This window comes from Agromyces salentinus (assembly GCF_009749395.1).
GTDB lineage: Bacteria > Actinomycetota > Actinomycetes > Actinomycetales > Microbacteriaceae > Agromyces > Agromyces salentinus.
In genome coordinates, this window is sequence record NZ_WBIR01000006.1 from 158,007 (window position 1) to 176,232 (window position 18,226).

Consider the following 18,226-nt stretch of genomic DNA (forward strand, 5'->3'; position numbering starts at 1 on the left):
AACCCATGCGCATCGCCACCTGGAACGTCAACTCGATCCGCACCCGCGTCGACCGCACGGTCGACTGGATGGTGCGTGAAGACGTCGACGTACTGGCCATGCAGGAGATCAAGTGCAAGCCCGAGCAGTTCCCGCTCGAGGCCTTCGAGGCTGCGGGCTACGAGGTCGCGATCCACGGCCTCAACCAGTGGAACGGCGTGGCGATCGCCAGCCGCGCGCCCCTCGAGGACGTCGAGACGACCTTCCCCGGCATGCCCGGCTTCCTCAAGGGCCACGAGGGCCCCGACCTGCCCAAGGAGGCCCGTGCCCTCGGCGCCACGGTCGACGGCGTCCGCCTCTGGAGCCTGTACGTGCCGAACGGGCGCTCCCTCGACGACCCGCACTACGTCTACAAGCTCGACTGGCTCGCCGCCCTGGCCGAGCACACGCGCGCCGAGACCTCGGCCCACCCCTCGCGACCGTTCGCGCTCATGGGCGACTTCAACATCGTGCCGTTCGACCACGACAACGGGGACCCCACGGTCATCGAGGGCGTGACGACGCATGTCTCCCCGGCCGAGCGCGAGGCCTTCTTCGCCTTCGAGTCCGCCGGGGTCACCGACGTCGTGCGGCCGCTCGTGCCCGAGGGCTTCACCTACTGGGACTACAAGCAGCTGCGCTTCCCCCGCAACGAGGGCCTGCGCATCGACTTCATCCTCGGTTCGGCGGCCTTCGCCGCCGCCGTGACGGATGCCTCGATCCATCGCAACGAGCGCAAGGGCACGGCCCCGAGCGACCACGTGCCCGTGCTCGTCGACGTCGACCTCGGCGGCGACGACGAGGACCGCCCCATGATCTTCTGAGCGGCGCGCGAGGGCCTACCCTCTGAGCATGCCCCACCTCGAACTCCCCGGCGCCGAGCTGCACTACGAGACGACCGGCCGCGCCTCCGCCCCGGTGCTCCTGCTCATCCCGGCCGGCATCGCGACGCTGCACATGTGGGACGAGCACGTTCCCGCACTCGCCGAATCCCACCTCGTCGTTCGCTACGACCCCCGCGGCTTCGGCGCCACGCGCCATGACGCGGCCGTGCCGTTCGCGAACCACGCTGACGCGCTCGCCCTGCTCGACCACCTGGGGCTCGCCTCGGCGACGGTCATCGGAGCCAGCCGGGGCGGCGGCATCGCCATCGACACGGCCCTCACGGCGCCCGACCGCGTCGACGGGCTCGTCGCCGTCTCCGCCCGCGTCGGCGGGCACCCCGACGTGGAGCCGACGCCAGCCGAGCAGCACCGCTTCGACGCGGTCGAGGCCATCGACCCGCTCGTCGATCCCGTGCGATACATCGCCGAGGAGACCGCGCTCTTCGCCGTCGGTACCGGTCGCGATGCGAGCGAGGTCGACCCGGCGTTCCTCCGGCGCGCGCACGAGCTCGCCGCCCCCAACGTCTCGCACGCGGCCGACGACGGCGAGATCCTCCCGCTCGAGCCGGCGGCACACGACCGGCTCGCCGGCCTCGATCGGCCGGCGCTCGTCCTGGTCGGGGAGCACGACCTCTCGCCGTTCCTCGCACAGTACGAGACGCTCGTCACGGCGCTCCCCGATGCCGCCGGGGTTCGCATCTCCGACGCCGCCCACCTGCCGAGCGTCGAGCGACCCGAGGAGTTCCGCGGCATCCTGCTGGAGTGGCTCGCCGAGCACGACCTCTAGCACACGCTCCTCGCCCGAGCGACCCCGGGGCAGTCGGGCTACCCTCGAAGGGTGACGAATGCTCCCGAACCCGTCGCAGGCGATCCCCTGATCGGAACGACCCTCGACGCGCGCTACCGCCTCGACGGCCTCATCGGCCGGGGCGGCATGGCGAGCGTGTACCGCGGGGAGGACCTCGCGCTCGGCCGCCCGGTGGCCGTCAAGGTGTTCACCGCCGCCGCGGACGGGATCGACGACGACGAGCGCCGCAAGTCCGAGACGGCGCTGCTCGCGAGCCTCTCCCACCGCGCCCTCGTCCGCCTCTACGACGCCTCGCGCGATGCGGACACCGGGCGCGAGTTCCTGGTGATGGAACTCGTCGAAGGACGCGACCTGCGCCAGGCGCTGCGACTCGGCCCGATCTCCCCGGCGGATGCCGCGCGCATGCTGGCCGACCTCGCGGAGGCGCTGCACGTGATCCACGACCGCGGCATCGTGCACCGCGACGTCAAGCCGGCGAACGTGCTCCTCGAGCCCGCCCACCTGCCGTCGCACAGCTGGAACGCCAAGCTGGCCGACTTCGGCATCGCAAGGCTCATCGATGACGCGAGGCTCACCAGCACCGGCCTGCTCGTCGGCACGCCGGGCTACGTGAGCCCCGAGCAGGTCACCGGCGCGACGCCGGCCGCACCGGCCGACGTCTACGCGCTCGGGCTGCTCATGCTCGAGGCCAGGACGGGCCGGGCGGCCTTCCCCGGGCCGGCGGTCGAGTCGGCGAGCGCGCGTCTCGTGCGAGACCCCGAGGTGCCGCCCTCGCTCGGCGACGACTGGGCGGCACTGCTGCGCTCGATGACCGCCCGGGAGGCCGGCGACCGGCCGACGGCGATCGAGGTCGCCGTCGCGGCATCCGCCCTCGAGACCGCGGCGCACCCTGGGCTCGCCGCAGGTGATGACATCGCCCGCGCCGCCGCCGCGGGCGCCGTGGGCGCCGACTCGGCGGCCGGCACGGGCACCACGGTCGCGTTCGGCGCGTCGACGCATGCCGCGACGGATGCCGCGACCGAGGCGATGGCGCCACCGGGGGCCGAAGACGAGGCGTCCCCCGCCCCCGACATCGACGGCCGAACCGGCCACATCGCCGACGGCGAGGCCACCGGCGCGACGAAGGTCCTGCCGGCTTCCGCGCCCCCGAGCGCGGCGGACTCGGCGGACTCGGCGGACTCGGCCGGCTCGGCGGGCTCGGCCGGCACGCGGCGCCGGCCGCGGTGGGTGCCGGCCGCCGTGGCCGCAGGCGTCCTTCTCCTGGTCGGTGCGGTCGTCGCCGTCGTCGTGTACGCCACGTCCACGGCTCCCGGGAAGGCGGACCCGACCCCCGAGCCGCTCCCGGTCGTGCCCGGCGAACTCGGCGTGCACCTCGAGCAGCTCGACGAGGCGGTGACCGGATGACCCGCCGTCGATCCACCGCCCTGGCCGCTGCCGCCGTGACGTTCGCGCTGGCCACCGGCCTCTCGGCATGCGCCCCGCAGGGCGAGGATGCGTCCGCCGAGTTGCACGCATCGGTCGTGCAGGTGGCCGAACGTGCGGCTTCGGGCGACTACGCCGGAGCCATCGCCGAGCTCGACCTGCTCGAGGCCGAGGTCGCCGACGCGGCCGAGGACGGCAGCCTCGACGCCGCGCGCGAGCAGGAGATCCTCGATGCCATGGGTCTCGTGCGCACCGACCTGGAGGCCGCCGAGGCGGCGACCACGCCGGCGCCGAGCGAACCGGCCGACGAGTCCGAGGACTCCGGCGACGAGGGGCCCGGCAACAGCGGCGAGAACAACGGCGACGACAAGGGCAAGGGGAAGGGCAACGACAAGGGCAAAGGCAAGGACGACTGAGCACGGGGCAGGGCCTGCGCCATCCGCTCAGCACTGCGAGGCCCGGCCGCGGCATCCGCACGGCCCTGTGAGGCCCGGCCGCGGCATCCGGTCAGCACTGCGAGGCCCGGCCGCGGCATCCGCACGGCCCTGTGAGGCCCGGCCGCGGCATCCGGTCAGCCCTGCGAGGCCCGGCCCGGCGCATCCGCTCGGGCCCCGCCCGCACCCGCCACGCGGCATCCGCTCGACTCCGATTCGCGGCCCGCGTTCAGGCTGCGGGCCTACGGTCGTCGCATGAACCCGGATTCCTGGCTCGCCGTCATCTGCATCTCGGGCGTCGTCGCTCCGATGCTGCTCGGGCTCGTCGCCCTGCGCCGTCGGCCGCAGCCCGTTCGCGTGCGCTCGACGGACGATCAGCGCCCGGTGAACCGCTCCATCGAGCGGTAGACGCCGAAGCCGTCACCCACGACCCGGTCGAAAAGCCGGGTCGGCAGGATTCCGCGAAGCGCGCGTGAGAGTCCGACGCTCCAGGGCAGTTCGAGCAACGGCTTGCCGGCGAGCATCGCCCGCCAGACCCGTTCGACCACGAACTCGGGCTCGAGGATCGGCGCGAGCACCGGACCGCGGGCCCCCGCGAACATGCCGGTCGAGATGTAGCTCGGCGTCACCGTGGTGACCTTCACGTTGGTGTGGTCGGCCTGCTCGAGCTCGAGCCGGAGCGACTCGCTCCAGCCGATGAGCGCGGCCTTGGACGCGGCGTACGTCGCCATGCGCGGGTTCGCGAGCGTTCCGGCCGCCGAGGCGATGTTGACGATGCGCGCCGGACGGTACGCGTCGCCGATCATGCCGGGCAGGAACTCGCGCGTCACGTACATGGGCGCGAGCGCGTTGACCTGCATGGTCGGGCGGGTGTCCTCGCCGTTGTCGGTCTGCCAGAAGTAGCGGTTGCCGCGCACGATGCCCGCATTGTTGATCAGCACGTCGGGGTTGCCGACCTCCTTGCGCACCTTCTGCGCGTGCTTGGCGATCGAGCCGAGGTCGGCGAGGTCCACGACGTAGGAGTGGATGCGCGTGCGCCCCTGCGAGGCGGCCGCGAGCTCCTCGACGGTGCGCGCGAGCGCGGGGGCGTCGCGGTCCCAGAGGGTGACGGATGCCGCGTGCTCGGCCACGGCGCGTTCGGCGTACATGCGCCCCATGCCGCCCGCCGCACCCGTGATCAGCAGGTTCGCGCCGCGCACCGTTCTCGTCATCCACCTATTCTCGCGCAGGCGCCCGGCCGCCCCGCCCGGTTGGCCCGAGCGGTTTGCTCGCTGGCCGGCCCCCACGGTTGGCCCGCTTGGTTGGCCCGGCGGCTGGCCGGCTTGGCTGGCCCGCTTGGTTGGCGCGCTGGCCGGCCCCGCCTCCCACGCACGACCGAAAACAGGCAACCGCACCGCGCGCGCCGTCACGGCGCCTGTCCCCGCGACCACCGCGCCACTTCCGCCTGTTCTCGCGCAGCGACGGGTCGGCAGCTCGCGCCGCGGGCGGGCGGGCCTGCCGGGCCGCGGGCGGGCGGGCCCGCCGGGCCCGGGTCAGACGCCCGGTCGATGGTCGGCACGCCGGCCGACGCCGGCTCCCGACCGGCGCCGATCGAAGGATGTTCGAGCATTCCGGTCATCGGGCGCGGATCTCGCGTGTTACGCCGCGGGTCGGGCCCGCCTGACAGCAGGCTCTGCGATGGGTACCGTCGAGACACCCCCACCAGCCCCTGTCCGTCGAGGAGACGCCATGACCGCGGCATCCGCCATCGCTCGCGACGCATCCGCGGCCGGTCGCGCGAACGCGGAGACGGCGGCCAAGAGCAGCTCGACGGCGGCCACGCGCACGTCGGCGGCCGACGCGGCAACGGCGGCCACGGGCACCACGACGGCGGCGAGCAGCTCGGCCGCCGCGGCCCCGGTCTCACTGCGCGGCATCGGGCGCGCGTTCGCGTCGCAGTCGGGCGACCGGCAGGTGCTGCGCGACATCGACCTGGAGATCGCGGCCGGCGAGATCGTCGCGATCCTCGGTCCGAGCGGATGCGGCAAGTCGACGCTCCTGCGCATCGCCGGCGGCCTCGACCAGCCCACGCAGGGCGAGGCCCTCATCGACGGCGAGGCCGTGAAGCCCTTCGACCCGCGCTCGGCCGTCGGCTTCCAGGAGCCGCGCCTGCTGCCCTGGCGCACCATCGCCGACAACGTCGCACTGGGCCTGCCACGCTCGACGTCGCGCGCCGCCGGACGCGAGCAGGTCGCACGCCTGCTCGACCTCGTCGGGCTCGCCGAGTTCGCCGGCCACCGGCCGCGCGAGGTCTCCGGCGGCATGGCGCAGCGCACGTCGCTGGCCAGGGCGCTCGCCCGCAACCCAGCCGTACTGCTGCTTGACGAGCCGTTCGGCGCGCTCGACGCGCTCACCCGCCTCAAGATGCAGGACCTCCTGCTCGACGTGCACGCGGCCGAGCCGGCCACCGTGCTGCTCGTCACCCACGACGTCGATGAGGCGCTGCAGCTCGCCGACCGCGTGATCCTGCTCGGGCACGAGCCCGAGACGCCGGGCGCCGTCGTCACGCAGACCATCGTCGTCCCCGGCCACCGCCCGCGCGACCGTGGGTCGGCCGAACTCGCCGAGCTCCGCGCACGGCTGCTCGACGGTCTCGGCATCGACCGCCACGGCTCGGCCCGGGGCATCGAGACCACCACGACCATCCCGCACTACCCCTACTGACGCACCACCCGCTTCGACGCGCCACCGCATCCACGCGTCATCCCAGAGGAGAACCCATGCCCCGCACCACTCCGTTCCTCCGCTCCGCGCTCGTCGCCGGCGCCGCCGCATCCGCGCTGCTGCTCTCGGGCTGCGTCGCGGGCGAGGGCCAGGCCGCCGAGCCCGAGCCCTCGACCTCCGGCGAGGCCGTCTCGCTCGAGGGCCAGACGCTGAACATCGACTTCGCCACGTACAACCCGCTGAGCCTCGTGATCAAGGACCAGGGCTGGCTCGAGGATGCCGGCCTGACGGTCAACTGGGTGCAGTCGGCCGGCTCGAACAAGGCCAACGAGGCGCTCCGCGCCGGCGCCGTCGACGTGGGCTCGACGGCCGGCTCGGCCGCGCTGCTCGCCCGCTCGAACGGCTCGCCGATCCAGGTCATCGACATCTACTCGCAGCCCGAGTGGTCGGCGCTGGTCACGGTCGACGGCACGGGCATCGACTCGGTCGAGGGCCTCAAGGGCAAGCAGGTCGCCGCCACCAAGGGAACCGACCCGTACTTCTTCCTGCTGCAGTCGCTCGAGGCCGAGGGCCTCACGGCCGGCGACATCACCGTGCAGAACCTCCAGCACGCCGACGGTTGGGCGGCGCTGCAGAACGGCTCGGTCGACGCCTGGGCCGGCCTCGACCCGATCATGGCCGGCGCCGAGGAAGACGGCGCGAGCCTCTTCTACCGCAACGTCGACTTCAACAGCTACGGCTTCCTGAACGCCACCGAGGAGTTCATCGAGGGCAAGCCCGAGGTCGCGCAGGCCGTCGTCGACGCCTATGAGCACGCCCGCGCCTGGGCCGAGGAGAACCCCGAGGAGACCGCGGCCATCCTCGCCGAGGTCGCCGGCCTCGACGAGGCCGTCGCCACCAAGGTCATCGACGAGCGCACGAACCTCGACGTCGACAACGTCCCCGGTGACGCGCAGGTCGCGGTGCTCGAGAAGATCGGCCCGATCTTCGTCGAGCTGGGCGACGTCGCCTCGCAGCAGCAGGTCGACGACGCGCTCGACACCCTCATCAACGACGAGTTCGCGACCGCCGCGGACCCGTCGCGCTTCGAGTAGGAGTTCCCCGAGATGACGGATGCCTCGCACGGCCCGGTGATCACCACCGGTGCGCTGGTCCACGAGAGCGACGCGATCCGCGTCGCCGTGAACGGCGCGACCACCTCGGTCGCCGCCGGCCGAGGGGCATCCGTCACCCCTGCTCCACCCGCCGGACCCGCCGGCACCGGCGCCCGCCGGCGCCTCGTCGACCGGCGCTGGTTCGTGATCGTCGGCGGCGCGATCATCCCGGTCGCCCTCCTCCTCACCTGGCAGCTCGTCTCGACGAGCGGGCTGGTGCCCGTCTCGATGCTGCCGAGCCCCGAGATGGTGTGGCTCGCGGCGGTCGACCTGGCCCAGCGCGGCCTGCTCGGCCTCTACGTGGCGATCTCGACCCAGCGCGTCTTCATCGGCTTCGCGATCGGCGCCGCGTTCGGGCTCGCAGTCGGCGCCCTCGTCGGGCTCTCGCGCCTCGGCGACATCCTGCTCTCCCCGACGCTCGGCGCGATCCGCGCGGTGCCCTCGCTCGCCTGGGTGCCGCTGCTCATCCTCTGGTTCGGCATCGCGGAGGACTCCAAGATCATCCTCATCGCGATCGGCGCGTTCTTCCCCGTCTACACGATCGTCGCGGCCGCCCTGCGGCATGTCGACCCGCACCTGCTCGAGGCCGGACGCGCGTTCGGCCTGCGCGGCTTCCGCCTCTTCACTGCGGTGCAGCTGCCCGCCGTCGTGCCGTCGGTCATCTCGGCGCTGCGCCTCGCGCTCGCCCAGGCCTGGCTCTTCCTCGTCGCCGCCGAACTCATCGCCAGCTCGATGGGCCTCGGCTTCCTCCTCGTCGACTCCGGCAACAACGGCCGCATCGACCGCATCTTCCTCGCGATCATCCTGCTCGCGATCCTCGGCAAGCTGACCGACGCGCTCGTCGGGCTCTTCGAGCGCTGGGCGGTGCGCAAGTGGGCGTGACGGATGCGACGGATGCCGCAGCCGACGCCACCCCGACCATCTCGGGCCTGCTCGAGGAGCGCCGCCGGTTCCCGGCGCCGGCCGCGTTCGCGGCGCAGGCCAACGTCGACGCCGCCTGGATCCAGGATGCGCCCGCCGACCCGATCGAGTTCTGGTCGCGGCAGGCCGAGCGCCTCGACTGGGCGGAGCCATGGCACACCGCCCACACGTGGCATCCGGCCGTTCCCGATGCGACCACGGGCGAGCTGAGCGTGCCGCGCGCCGAGTGGTTCGCGGGCGGCCGCCTCAATGCGAGCGTCAACGCCGTCGACCGCCACGTCGCGGCCGGACGCGGCGACAAGGTCGCCTTCCACTTCGAGGGCGAGCGCGGCGACCGCCGATCGCTCACCTACGCCGAGCTGCAGCACGAGGTCGCGAAGGCCGCGCACGCGCTCACCGAGCTCGGCATCGTCGCGGGCGACCGGGTCGTCGTCTACCTGCCCGTCCTGCTCGAGACGGTCATCGCGACCCTGGCGATCACGCGCATCGGCGCCGTGCACTCGCTCGTGTTCGGGGGATTCTCGGCCGAGGCCCTGCGCTTCCGCGTCGAGGACACCGGGGCGAAACTCGTCATCACGACCGACGGGCAGTTCCGCCGCGGCACGGCCGTGCCCGTGAAGGCCGCCGTGGACGAGGCCGTCGCGGGCGTGGCATCCGTCGAGCACGTGCTCGTGATCCGGCGCACCGGAGACGAGACGCCCGACCTGCCGTGGACCTCTGGGCGCGACGTGTGGTGGCACGACCTCGTCGACCGGCAGCCCGACACGCACGACGCCGAGAGCTTCGACGCGGAGCATCCGCTCTTCATCATCTACACGAGCGGCACGACCGGGAAGCCCAAGGGACTCGTGCACACGACCGGCGGCTACCTCACCCACGTGGCGTACAGCTACTGGGCGGTCTTCGACGCCAAGCCCGACGACGTCTACTGGTGCACGGCCGACCTCGCGTGGGTCACGGCGCACAGCTACGTGCACTACGGGCCGCTGCTGTCCGGCGCGACGAGCGTGATCTACGAGGGCACGCCGAACACCCCGCATCCGGGCCGGCACTTCGAGATCATCGAGCGCTACGGCGTCACGACCTACTACACGGCGCCCACCCTCATCCGCTCGCTCATGACGTGGTTCCCCGACGGCGTGCCCGGGCCGGCCGAGGGCGGCCACGACCTGTCCTCGATCCGCCTGCTCGGATCGGTCGGCGAGGCCATCAACCCCGAGGCGTGGATCTGGTTCCGCGAGCAGGTCGGCGCCGGCACGGCGCCCATCGTCGACACCTGGTGGCAGTCCGAGACCGGGGCGGCCGTCATGGCACCGCTGCCCGGCGTCTCGACGCTGAAGCCCGGCTCATCGCTTCGGGCCCTGCCCGGGCTCGCGACCCGCGTCGTCGACGAGCAGGGTGCGGATGTCGCGCGGGGCCATGGCGGCTACCTCGTGATCGACGGCACGTGGCCGGGCATGGCCCGCACCGTGTGGGGCGACCCCGAGCGCTACCGCGACTCGTATTGGGCGCGCTTCGCCGACCGCGGCTACTTCTTCTCGGGCGACGGCGCGAAGGTCGACGCCGACGGCGACATCTGGCTGCTCGGCCGGGTCGACGACGTCATCAACGTCTCCGGCCACCGCCTCTCGACGATCGAGATCGAGTCGGCGCTCGTCGCCCACCCGTCGGTCGGCGAGGCCGGCGTCGTCGGCGTCTCGGATGCCACGACCGGCGAGGCGATCGCGGCATTCGTCGTGGCATCCGACGCCCTGACCGGCGCAGCCGGATCCTCGCCGCTCGCGGCCGACCGGGCCGCGGCGCTGCGCGCGCACGTCGCGACGGCCATCGGCCCCATCGCGAAGCCGCGCGAGGTGGTGTTCGTCGCCGACCTGCCGAAGACCCGCTCGGGCAAGATCATGCGTCGCCTGCTCGTCGACCTCGCCGAGGGGCGCCCGCTCGGCGACACGACCTCGCTGCAGGACGACCGGGTGCCCGGCGCGATCGCCGCGGTGCTGGCCGGCTGATCACCCGGCGCCCCCGGCTTCGGGCTGGGCGGCCGGCCGGCACGAGGCGCGCGTGACCTCGCGGGTCACGCCGTGACGCGCGGGAGGCGCTGCCCATTGACGAGGAACGCTCGACCTGCCACGCTGCATCCGGCGGTCGTCCGCCGCCACCACACAGAAGGAAACCCGAATGACCAACCTGCCTCCCGCCCCCGTTCCCGCCGCCGCTCCGGCCGCGCCGTCCGAGAAGTGGAACGTGCTGTCGATCGTCGGCTTCGTGCTCTCGCTCCTCGGCTTCAACGTCGTCGCGATCGTCCTGGGCTTCATCGGCCTCAACCAGGTCAAGAAGACCGGCGAGCGCGGCCGCGGACTGGCCCTCGCCGCCGTCATCATCGGCTTCGTGTCGATCGCGATCATCATCATCGCGATCATCGTGTCGGTCTCGCTCGTCGCCGCAGCCGGCTCGCTCAGCACCACCTCGTACTGACCTGCTGACCCCGCGAATCCCCCGCTCCGGACCATCCGGGCGGGGGATTCGTCGTGTTCGGCCTGCTGCGCATCCCGCGCCAGGGCCGAAGGGCGTCAGTGGGCTGCGGCGGGCGCACCCGCGGACCGTCCGGCGGGCAGCAGCAGCGCGACGAGCGCGGTGGCCAGGACCACGGCCCCGCCCACCACGACGGCGGGCTGGGCGCCGACCGCGTAGAGGTCGGGAAGGAGCTCGCCTCCGGCGCCGGTGAACACGGCGGTCGAGACGGCGATGCCGAGTGCGACGCCGACCTCGCGGACCATGGAGTTGGTGCCACTTGCCTTGGCGTGGTCGTCGGGGGCCATGGTGGCCAGCACGGCGGTCGCCGATGGCGCGAACACGAGTCCCATGCCGACGCCGGCGACGAGGAACGGCACGACGTACGACTCGTACGCCACGCCGGGCTCGAGCAACGTCGTGAGCCAGATCAGGGCGCCGCCGAGCAGCGTGAGTCCGGCGACGATGAGCGTGCGGGTGCCGATCCGCGAGGCGAAGATGCCGGCGAGCGGGGCGACGACCATCGGGGCGAGGGTCCACGGCGAGGTCTGCAGTGCGGCCTCGAACGGGCTGGCCCCCTGCACGACCTGCAGGAACTGGATGAGGATGAAGATCGACCCGAACGCGCCGAAGCTGAACCCGAAGCCCACGACGTTCGCGATCGAGAAGCTGCGATCGCGGAAGAGCCGCAGCGGGAGCAGCGGCGCCGTGGCGCGGCGCTCCCAGGCGAGGAAGGCGAGCAACAGGATGCCGCCGCCCACGAGGCCCGCGAGCACCTCCGCGCTGGACCATCCCGCCTCGTTGCCACGGACGATGCCGTAGACCAGCGCCAGCAGGCCGAGGCCCGAGAGCACGAGCCCGATGAGGTCGGCCCGCAGCCTGGCTCCGAATCCGTTGGGCAGTGCGGCGAGCGCGAGGACGACCGAGACGATGCCGACCGGCACGTTGATCCAGAAGATCGCCTGCCAGGACAGTCCCTCGATCACGGCGCCGCCGACGAGCGGTCCGACGGCCACGCCGAGCCCGGCGACGCCGCCCCAGATTCCGATGGCGAGCGGGCGACGTGCGAGCGAGACGGAGCCTGCCAGGAGGGTGAGGGAGAGCGGCATGATCGCTGCGGCACCGAAGCCCTGCAGGGCTCGAGCCGCGATGAGCTGGCCGGGGTCGGTCGCGAGCGCCGCGAACGCGGAACTGAGGGTGAAGACGACGATGCCGAGCACGAAGACCGTGCGCCGTCCGTAGCGGTCGCCGAGGGCGACGGCCATCAGGATCGTGCTCGCGAAGGCGAGCGTGTAGGCGTTCATGAACCACTGCAGCTCCTCGACGGATGCCCCGAACTCGGTGTGCAGCACCGGCAGCGCGTTCGTCATGACGAGGTTGTCGAGCGTGGCCATGAACATCGGCAGCGCGGAGGCGAGGAGCACGAGCCAGAGGGCCCGAGGCGCCCGGCGCCCGGTGGGAGCGCCGACGACGGATGCCTCGATCGGCCGGGACGCCTCGGCCCGGATCGATCCGGGCCCGGCGTCCGACGGTTCGTGGAGGGTGGTGGACATGGTCGCTCCCGAGGTTGTTATCGAATGATTACTAGGTCTGGGATGCACTGTAGTAATCGACTGATAACCTGTCAACCATGAGCACCGACGTCTCCGCTCCGGCATCCGCACCTCGCATGAGCGCCGTCGACCGGCGCGAGCAGATCCTCGTCGCGGCCACCGCCGTGTTCGGCGCGAAGACGTACGTCGGCACGACCACCGACGAGGTCGCCCGTGCCGCCGGCGTGAGCCAGCCCTACGTGGTGCGCCTGTTCGGCACCAAGGAGAAGCTCTACATCGAGGTCATCCAGCGCGCCTACGCCCACGTGCTCGAGGCCTTCCGAACGGCGCTTCCCGGCCCGGTCGAGAACCGCGGCGAGCGCCTCGGCGCCGCCTACACGGGCCTGCTCGTCGAGCGCGGCATGCTCCCCCTGATCGCGGGCTCGACCTCGATGGGCGGCGAGGCCGAGATCGGCCGGGTGGCCCGCGACGGCTTCAGCAGCCTGTGGCGCTTCGCCCGCGACGAGGCCGGGTTCACCGCCGATGAGGCCCGCACCTTCTTCGCGATCGGCATGCTCATCAACACCGTCGTCGGCCTGCGGCTCACGGGCGACTACGGCAGCGAGGTCACCGCGACCGAGGTGCTCGACGAGTGCTTCCCCGACGCCGTCGAGAAGGTGCGCGCCCTCCTTCCGCGCGCCGACGAGCCCTGGTGACGGGCACGTCGCCGGCCTGACGCGGTCATCGCATCCGTGCTCTCGCGTCCGGGTCCTCGCATCCGGGCCCGCTCGATGCGAGCATGAAGGCATGCCCATCGAATACGTGCGCATGTCCGATGAGGACATCGAACTCTGGCTCCCCGAGTCCATGGCCTACTACGAGGCCGCGCGCATGCGGGCCGGCGATTCCGAGGCCGAGGCGCAGGACGGCAAGCGGGCCTCGCTCGCACGCTTCTTCCCCGACGGTCGCCACCTCGTCGAGGGCCAGCACCTGTTCGCGATCCTCGCCGACGGCGAGGACGTCGGGTGGCTGTGGCTCGGCCCCTGGAAGGAGGGCGGCGACCAGTGGTGGGTGTGGGACATCCACATCCGGGCACCGCATCGCAGGCACGGGTACGCCCGCGCGGCGATGGAGTACGCGGCCGCCTTCGCGAAGGAGCACGGCGCCCCGATGCTCGGCCTGAACGTCTTCGCGTACAACGTGCCCGCGATCGAGCTCTACGAGAGCCTCGGCTTCGAGGCGGCCTCGCTGCACATGGTCAAGTCGCTCTAGCCCGCACGGAGGGCGTTCGCGGGGCGCTGGAAGGGGCGCGCACGCTTCTCACGCGCGGTGGCAGATCGTGTCGCGTTCCGCCGCCTCGACGCAGGATTCACGCGTCGGTTCTCAATCAATCGCAGGCGGATGCCTCGTAGCCTTGACGTGCGCGACGATTCCCGTCGCGCCTCAGTGCCGATCGGCACGCGTCCAGGGGAACGGAGGTTCACATGTCGAGCACCACTGCCGACGCCATCATCGGCGAACCCGAGGTCCTCGAAGACGTGGTCACCACCGCCGACCTCGCGCTCGCCGACGGCGTCGAGACGGATGCCGCGTGGCTCGCGCTCAAGGCCTCGGCGACCGAGCTGCAGGGGCTCCAGGCGAAGGACGGGTCCGTGCCCGAGGCATCCGACCACGGCCGGGCCGGTGAACTCGTCGACGCGATCGTCGCGTCGATCGACGCGCTCGCGCCGCGGTTCCCGCACGAGGGCGACTACCTCGCGGCATCCGTCGTCGACTTCCGCCGCTGGCAGGCCGAGGGGTTCGGCATCCCCGACTTCCTCGACTCGCTCGTGGCGTTCCAGCCGCAGCGGCATCGCATCGACGGCATCCGGCACCTCGTGGTCTTCCCGATGGTCACGCAGAACGGCTCCCCCGACCGGCACGTCGAGGCGCTCGTCGTCGAGACCATCTGGCCCGAGTTCATCGCCGCCCTCGAGGCCGGCGACTACTCGAACAAGCTGTTCGTGTCACTGCGTCTCGTCGACTTCACGCCCGGCTACGACACGAACTCGGCGGTGCTGTTCCCCGAGACGGTCGCGATGCGCGAGATCCCGCCGTTCACGTGGGGCGCGATCTTCCAGGACCGCGAGGCGGCCCGCTACCGCAGGGTCGTGCGCGCGGCATCCGAGATCACGAAGCTCGAGCTGCCCGCCGATGCGGCCGCACTGCTCGAGGACCAGGAGCTCGCCGAGCGCACGTTCGTGATGTGGGACATCATCCACGACCGCACGCACATGCGCGGCGACCTGCCGTTCGACCCTTTCATGATCAAGCAGCGCATGCCGTTCTTCCTCTACTCGCTCGAGGAGCTGCGGTGCGACCTGACCGCATTCCGCGAGTCGGTGAAGATCGAGCGACGCCTTCGCGCGCGCGTCGACGCCGGCGAGGCGCTGACCGCGGTCGAGGCGCAGCTCCTCGAGCACGGCAAGCTCGTGCAGTACGCGGTGATCTTCGATCGCATCTTCCGATTCGCGATCACGGGGTCGCGCGTGCGCAACTACGACGGGCTCGGCGGCCAGCTGCTGTTCGCGTGGCTGCACCGCAAGCACGTGCTCGAGTGGACGGATGTCTCGCTGAGCTTCGACTGGGACGCCGTGCCCGACGCCGTGGTGGAGCTCGGCGACGCGATCGACGAGCTGTACTGGAAGTCGATCGATCGTCCGAAGACCGTGCACTGGCTCGCCGCCTACGAACTCGTGACGAGTGTCGTGACGCCGAACCCGGCGTCGGTGTGGGCCGAGGGCCTGCCGCGCGAGGTGCTCGCCGGCCCGCCCAAGGGGTACACCGACCTCGTGATGGACGACGAGTTCCCGCTCTCGATGTTCTACGAGGCGCTCGACAAGAAGATGAAGCCCGTGATCGAGTCGACGGTCGGCATCACGGCGGCCGACGCCGCCTGACCGACACCGCAGGATCAGGACGACGTACGCTGCTCAGGACTGGATCGCGGATTCCAGCCTGAGCAGCGTGCGTTCGCCTGAGGAACGGCGAACACGGCGAACGCCGCGGGCAGAGGGACGACCCAGGAGTCCCTCGTCCGCCGACGGAACACCCGAGGAGCCGACATGACCGACCAGCCCACCGGCGCGAACGGCGCCACCGAGGGCGTCGCCGACGCCGCCCGCGACACCGACGCCGCCCGCGACAGCCGCGACTCCCTCGGCACCGGCATCGCCGGGCGCACCGTCGTCATCGCGGGCGCGACGAGCGCCTCGGGGCGGGCCGTGGCCACGGCACTGCTCGAGGCCGGCGCCCGGGTCGTCGCCGTCGGCAGCGACCAGGGTCGCCTCGACGCACTCGAGGCCGACCTGCCCGGCATCGCCTGCGAACTCGCCGACCTCACCGACGGCGACGAGGTGCTCGAGCTCGCGATGCGCGTGCACGCCCGCGACGGCGACGTCGACGGCGTGATCCACCTCGTCGGCGGCTGGCGCGGCGGCGGCGGCATCGCCGGACAGACCGAGGAGGACTACCGGGTGCTCGAGCGCTCCTTCACCGCGCTCCGTTACGTCAGCCGGGTCTTCTGGGACGACCTGCTCTCCTCCCCCTCCGGTCGCATCGCGATCGTGTCGTCGACGACCGTCGAACGCCCGACGACCGGCGGCGCCAACTACACCGCGGTCAAGGCCGCATCCGAGTCGTGGATGCGCTCGCTCGCCCAAGGCTTCGCGAAGGCCGAGGCCCCGGCCGCGGCGGTCACCTTCCGCGTGCAGTCCCTCGCGGGTCTCGAGGAGGCGCTCGCGGAATCCGTCGTCGGGCTCTGGCGAGCGGATGCCGCGAGCACGGCCGAGCTCAACGGAACGGTCGTCACCCTCTCGGAGTGACGAGCGAGCCGACCGTACGCGCCCTCAGCCCGGGACGACCGGCGAGGTCGTCATCGTCGAGGTCCGCCCGTCGCAGACCGTGATCGCGTACGGCGCGTCGATGCCGCCCCCGGCACCGTCGGACGTGATGCGCGCCCGCAGGCCTGCGGCGTCGATGGGAGCGCAGTCGTAGGCTCCCGCCTGGGTGGCGCGGACGTGCGAGGTGGCGATGCCGCCGCTCGCCGCGAGCACGACCAGGGATGAGCTGCTCGTGTCCGCGTACGCGGGCCACCCGACCTCGGCACCGTCGGCGTCGATGGCGATGAGTCCGGGCCAGCCGTCGATGGTGCAGTCTCGGTCGGAGACGTTGGTGAAGACGAGCTGGAACCCGAACGACCCGGCGCCCGACTCGTCGGGGAGGGACTCCACCGCGAGTCGCAGCTGGTCGTCGAGGCATCTCGTCGCCACCGCGACGTCGTCGCCGAACTGCTCCTCGTCGCGCGCCGCGACCTTCGCCCCGGCATCGCCCTCGGCGTCCCCGCCGGCCGGGTCCGTCGTGGCGGTTGCGGTGGGGGTTGCGGTGGCGGTCGGCGGTGGGGTCGGGGTCGGCGAGGGCGCGATCGTCGCCCCGACGCCGGAGCTCACCGAACCGGAGCTCACCGCGCCGGCACATCCCGTCAACGCCACGGTGCCGGCCAGCAGCAGGCCGATCGTGGCGGCCGTCGTCTTCGCCGTCATCGAGACCTCCTCGTCGTGTGCCGCCCGTTCGGCGGGCGCCGCCCGACCCCCTAGGCTATCGTCGCCGAGGGCCGCGGGAACAGGGGTATCCCTGATCTGGAGTCAGTCGAAGGTGCGGTAGCCGCTCGCGCCCAATCCCGTCGCCCAGCAGCCGCCGCTGTCGTTCGGCGCGCCACCGCCCGACTGCGCGTCCGCCGAGCCGAACGCCGCGAGGCTCCACGTGGCGCGGGCTGCATCGTCGAGCCCCGGCGGCATCGCGGCGGAGCCCTCCGCACTGTCGTAGGCCGGGTTCCAGTACTCCCAGTAGCGGTACTCGAGGCCCTGTTCGTTCATGCAGGAGCGCACCGCTGCCTGGAAGGCCAGCCAGCTCTCGCGCTCCGTCGGGACCTCCGGGCCGGGCGGCGGTGGGAGTTCGGCGCTCAGCGGGGCACCGGCCGCGGCAGCGTCGTCTGCGGCGCGCTGCGCCTCGGCGCGACATCCGTCGTCGATCTCGCCTTCGCCCCGGAGCGCGGCGGACCAGGCGGCGGCATCCTCGGGCGATTGACCGGGCGGCTGCGGGCTGCCGCCCAGCCACCACTGCCAGTCGAGGTACTCGAAGCCGGCCGCGGCCATGCACGAGCGCACGATCGCCTCGCGGCCGAGCCACGCGGACTTCTCGGCGTCCGTGACGTAGGCGGGGTCGCCCTCCGTCGTGTAGGGGTTGTACTCGGGCGACAGCGGGTCGGCGGGATCGACCGGCGCCGGTGCCGGTGCGTCCGGGGTGGGCGTCGGGGTCGCCGTGGCGTCCGGCGGGGCATCGACCGCATCGTCGGGGGCGGGCTCGGGCGTCGATGGGGCGTCGGGGGCGGGCGCTCGCCCGGGGTCGGGGGCGCTGCCGTCGCCCGGCTGGTGGCCTTCGCCTGCGGCGAGGCGCTCGGGATCGGTGGCATCCGTGCCGATGGCGGCCTCGGTGGTCTCGTAGGTGCCGATGATCTTCGCGATCATGGCCGCGGGTGCGGCATCGTCGCCGCCCGCCGCGTGCACCCCGACGGCCGCGCCGAGCGAGCAGAGCGCCAGGACGCCGACCGCGCCGAGGCTCATCGCCAGCTTTCCGGGGCCGCGGGCGGATGCGCGTTCATCGGCGTGATGCGAGGCGCCGGTCCGGCGGATGGACGGCCTCGACGAGGTCGAACGGGACGAGGGGGAGGAGCCGTTCGGCGGTCGGGCGCGGGTCGATCCACGGCGCAGTGACATCAACCGAGCCTACCAAGACCCCCCGTTCG

Annotated in this window: 18 protein-coding genes; 14 read left to right on the forward strand and 4 right to left on the reverse strand. The window is 72.5% G+C overall.

Annotation, left to right across the window (positions count from 1 at the left end):
- Positions 1-5: 5 nt before the first annotated feature.
- The 5 genes from GQQ95_RS07885 (at position 6) to GQQ95_RS07905 (ending at position 3,974) form a co-directional block, all read left to right on the forward strand.
- On the forward strand, positions 6-842 hold the full coding sequence (locus GQQ95_RS07885; protein WP_157427115.1) for an exodeoxyribonuclease III: 837 nt from the start codon (positions 6-8) through the stop codon (positions 840-842).
- A 28-nt stretch (positions 843-870) separates the two neighbouring features.
- Positions 871-1,689, forward strand: coding sequence for an alpha/beta fold hydrolase (locus GQQ95_RS07890; protein WP_157427116.1), 819 nt, complete (start codon positions 871-873; stop codon positions 1,687-1,689).
- 51 nt (positions 1,690-1,740) lie between these two features.
- Positions 1,741-3,114, forward strand: coding sequence for a serine/threonine-protein kinase (locus GQQ95_RS07895; protein WP_157427117.1), 1,374 nt, complete (start codon positions 1,741-1,743; stop codon positions 3,112-3,114).
- Entirely contained in the window at positions 3,111-3,548 is a 438-nt protein-coding gene (locus GQQ95_RS07900; RefSeq protein ID WP_157427118.1) for a hypothetical protein, read from the forward strand. The genes GQQ95_RS07895 and GQQ95_RS07900 overlap by 4 nt, the downstream gene beginning before the upstream one ends.
- A gap of 273 nt (positions 3,549-3,821) precedes the next feature.
- On the forward strand, positions 3,822-3,974 hold the full coding sequence (locus GQQ95_RS07905) for a hypothetical protein (RefSeq protein ID WP_157427119.1): 153 nt from the start codon (positions 3,822-3,824) through the stop codon (positions 3,972-3,974).
- On the opposite strand, the gene GQQ95_RS07910 is transcribed toward GQQ95_RS07905, so the two are convergent.
- Positions 3,941-4,777 (reverse strand): SDR family oxidoreductase, encoded by an 837-nt coding sequence (locus GQQ95_RS07910; RefSeq protein ID WP_157427120.1) that lies wholly within the window; start codon positions 4,775-4,777, stop codon positions 3,941-3,943. The genes GQQ95_RS07905 and GQQ95_RS07910 overlap by 34 nt on opposite strands.
- Positions 4,778-5,294: 517 nt before the next feature.
- Here GQQ95_RS07910 and GQQ95_RS07915 point away from each other — a divergent pair.
- From GQQ95_RS07915 to GQQ95_RS07935, 5 genes are all read left to right on the forward strand, one after another.
- On the forward strand, positions 5,295-6,269 hold the full coding sequence (locus tag GQQ95_RS07915; RefSeq protein ID WP_157427121.1) for an ABC transporter ATP-binding protein: 975 nt from the start codon (positions 5,295-5,297) through the stop codon (positions 6,267-6,269).
- Between the two features lie 56 nt (positions 6,270-6,325).
- The gene (locus GQQ95_RS07920) at positions 6,326-7,363 is read left to right on the forward strand and encodes an aliphatic sulfonate ABC transporter substrate-binding protein (RefSeq protein ID WP_157427122.1); all 1,038 of its coding nucleotides are present in this window, start codon (positions 6,326-6,328) and stop codon (positions 7,361-7,363) included.
- 12 nt (positions 7,364-7,375) lie between these two features.
- On the forward strand, positions 7,376-8,305 hold the full coding sequence (locus GQQ95_RS07925) for an ABC transporter permease (protein ID WP_157427123.1): 930 nt from the start codon (positions 7,376-7,378) through the stop codon (positions 8,303-8,305).
- Positions 8,302-10,350 (forward strand): acetate--CoA ligase, encoded by a 2,049-nt coding sequence (gene acs / locus GQQ95_RS07930; RefSeq protein WP_246205274.1) that lies wholly within the window; start codon positions 8,302-8,304, stop codon positions 10,348-10,350. Before GQQ95_RS07925 ends, acs begins: the two co-directional genes overlap by 4 nt.
- 169 nt (positions 10,351-10,519) lie before the next feature.
- Positions 10,520-10,816 carry a DUF4190 domain-containing protein gene (locus GQQ95_RS07935; protein WP_157427124.1) on the forward strand — a complete coding sequence of 99 codons (297 nt, stop codon included), beginning with the start codon at positions 10,520-10,522 and terminating at the stop codon, positions 10,814-10,816.
- 95 nt (positions 10,817-10,911) lie between these two features.
- Here the strand turns inward: GQQ95_RS07935 and GQQ95_RS07940 are convergent, their stop codons facing one another.
- Complete coding sequence (locus GQQ95_RS07940; protein WP_157427125.1) at positions 10,912-12,405, reverse strand: MFS transporter; 1,494 nt, start codon at positions 12,403-12,405, stop codon at positions 10,912-10,914.
- Positions 12,406-12,482: 77 nt separating this feature from the next.
- Here GQQ95_RS07940 and GQQ95_RS07945 point away from each other — a divergent pair, with 77 nt between their 5' ends.
- From GQQ95_RS07945 to GQQ95_RS07960, 4 genes are all read left to right on the forward strand, one after another.
- Entirely contained in the window at positions 12,483-13,100 is a 618-nt protein-coding gene (locus tag GQQ95_RS07945; RefSeq protein WP_157427126.1) for a TetR/AcrR family transcriptional regulator, read from the forward strand.
- A gap of 91 nt (positions 13,101-13,191) precedes the next feature.
- Positions 13,192-13,656, forward strand: a complete 465-nt coding sequence (locus GQQ95_RS19320) for a GNAT family N-acetyltransferase (RefSeq protein ID WP_170297010.1) — start codon at positions 13,192-13,194, stop codon at positions 13,654-13,656.
- Between the two features lie 212 nt (positions 13,657-13,868).
- On the forward strand, positions 13,869-15,323 hold the full coding sequence (locus GQQ95_RS07955) for a DUF6421 family protein (protein WP_157427128.1): 1,455 nt from the start codon (positions 13,869-13,871) through the stop codon (positions 15,321-15,323).
- 165 nt (positions 15,324-15,488) lie between these two features.
- The gene (locus GQQ95_RS07960; RefSeq protein ID WP_157427129.1) at positions 15,489-16,247 is read left to right on the forward strand and encodes an SDR family NAD(P)-dependent oxidoreductase; all 759 of its coding nucleotides are present in this window, start codon (positions 15,489-15,491) and stop codon (positions 16,245-16,247) included.
- Between the two features lie 24 nt (positions 16,248-16,271).
- Here GQQ95_RS07960 and GQQ95_RS07965 read toward each other — a convergent pair whose 3' ends face one another.
- Both GQQ95_RS07965 and GQQ95_RS19445 read right to left on the reverse strand, forming a co-directional pair.
- Positions 16,272-16,964 carry a DUF4232 domain-containing protein gene (locus tag GQQ95_RS07965; RefSeq protein WP_157427130.1) on the reverse strand — a complete coding sequence of 231 codons (693 nt, stop codon included), beginning with the start codon at positions 16,962-16,964 and terminating at the stop codon, positions 16,272-16,274.
- Positions 16,965-17,066: 102 nt separating this feature from the next.
- Entirely contained in the window at positions 17,067-18,044 is a 978-nt protein-coding gene (locus GQQ95_RS19445) for a hypothetical protein (protein WP_212275346.1), read from the reverse strand.
- Positions 18,045-18,226: the final 182 nt, after the last annotated feature.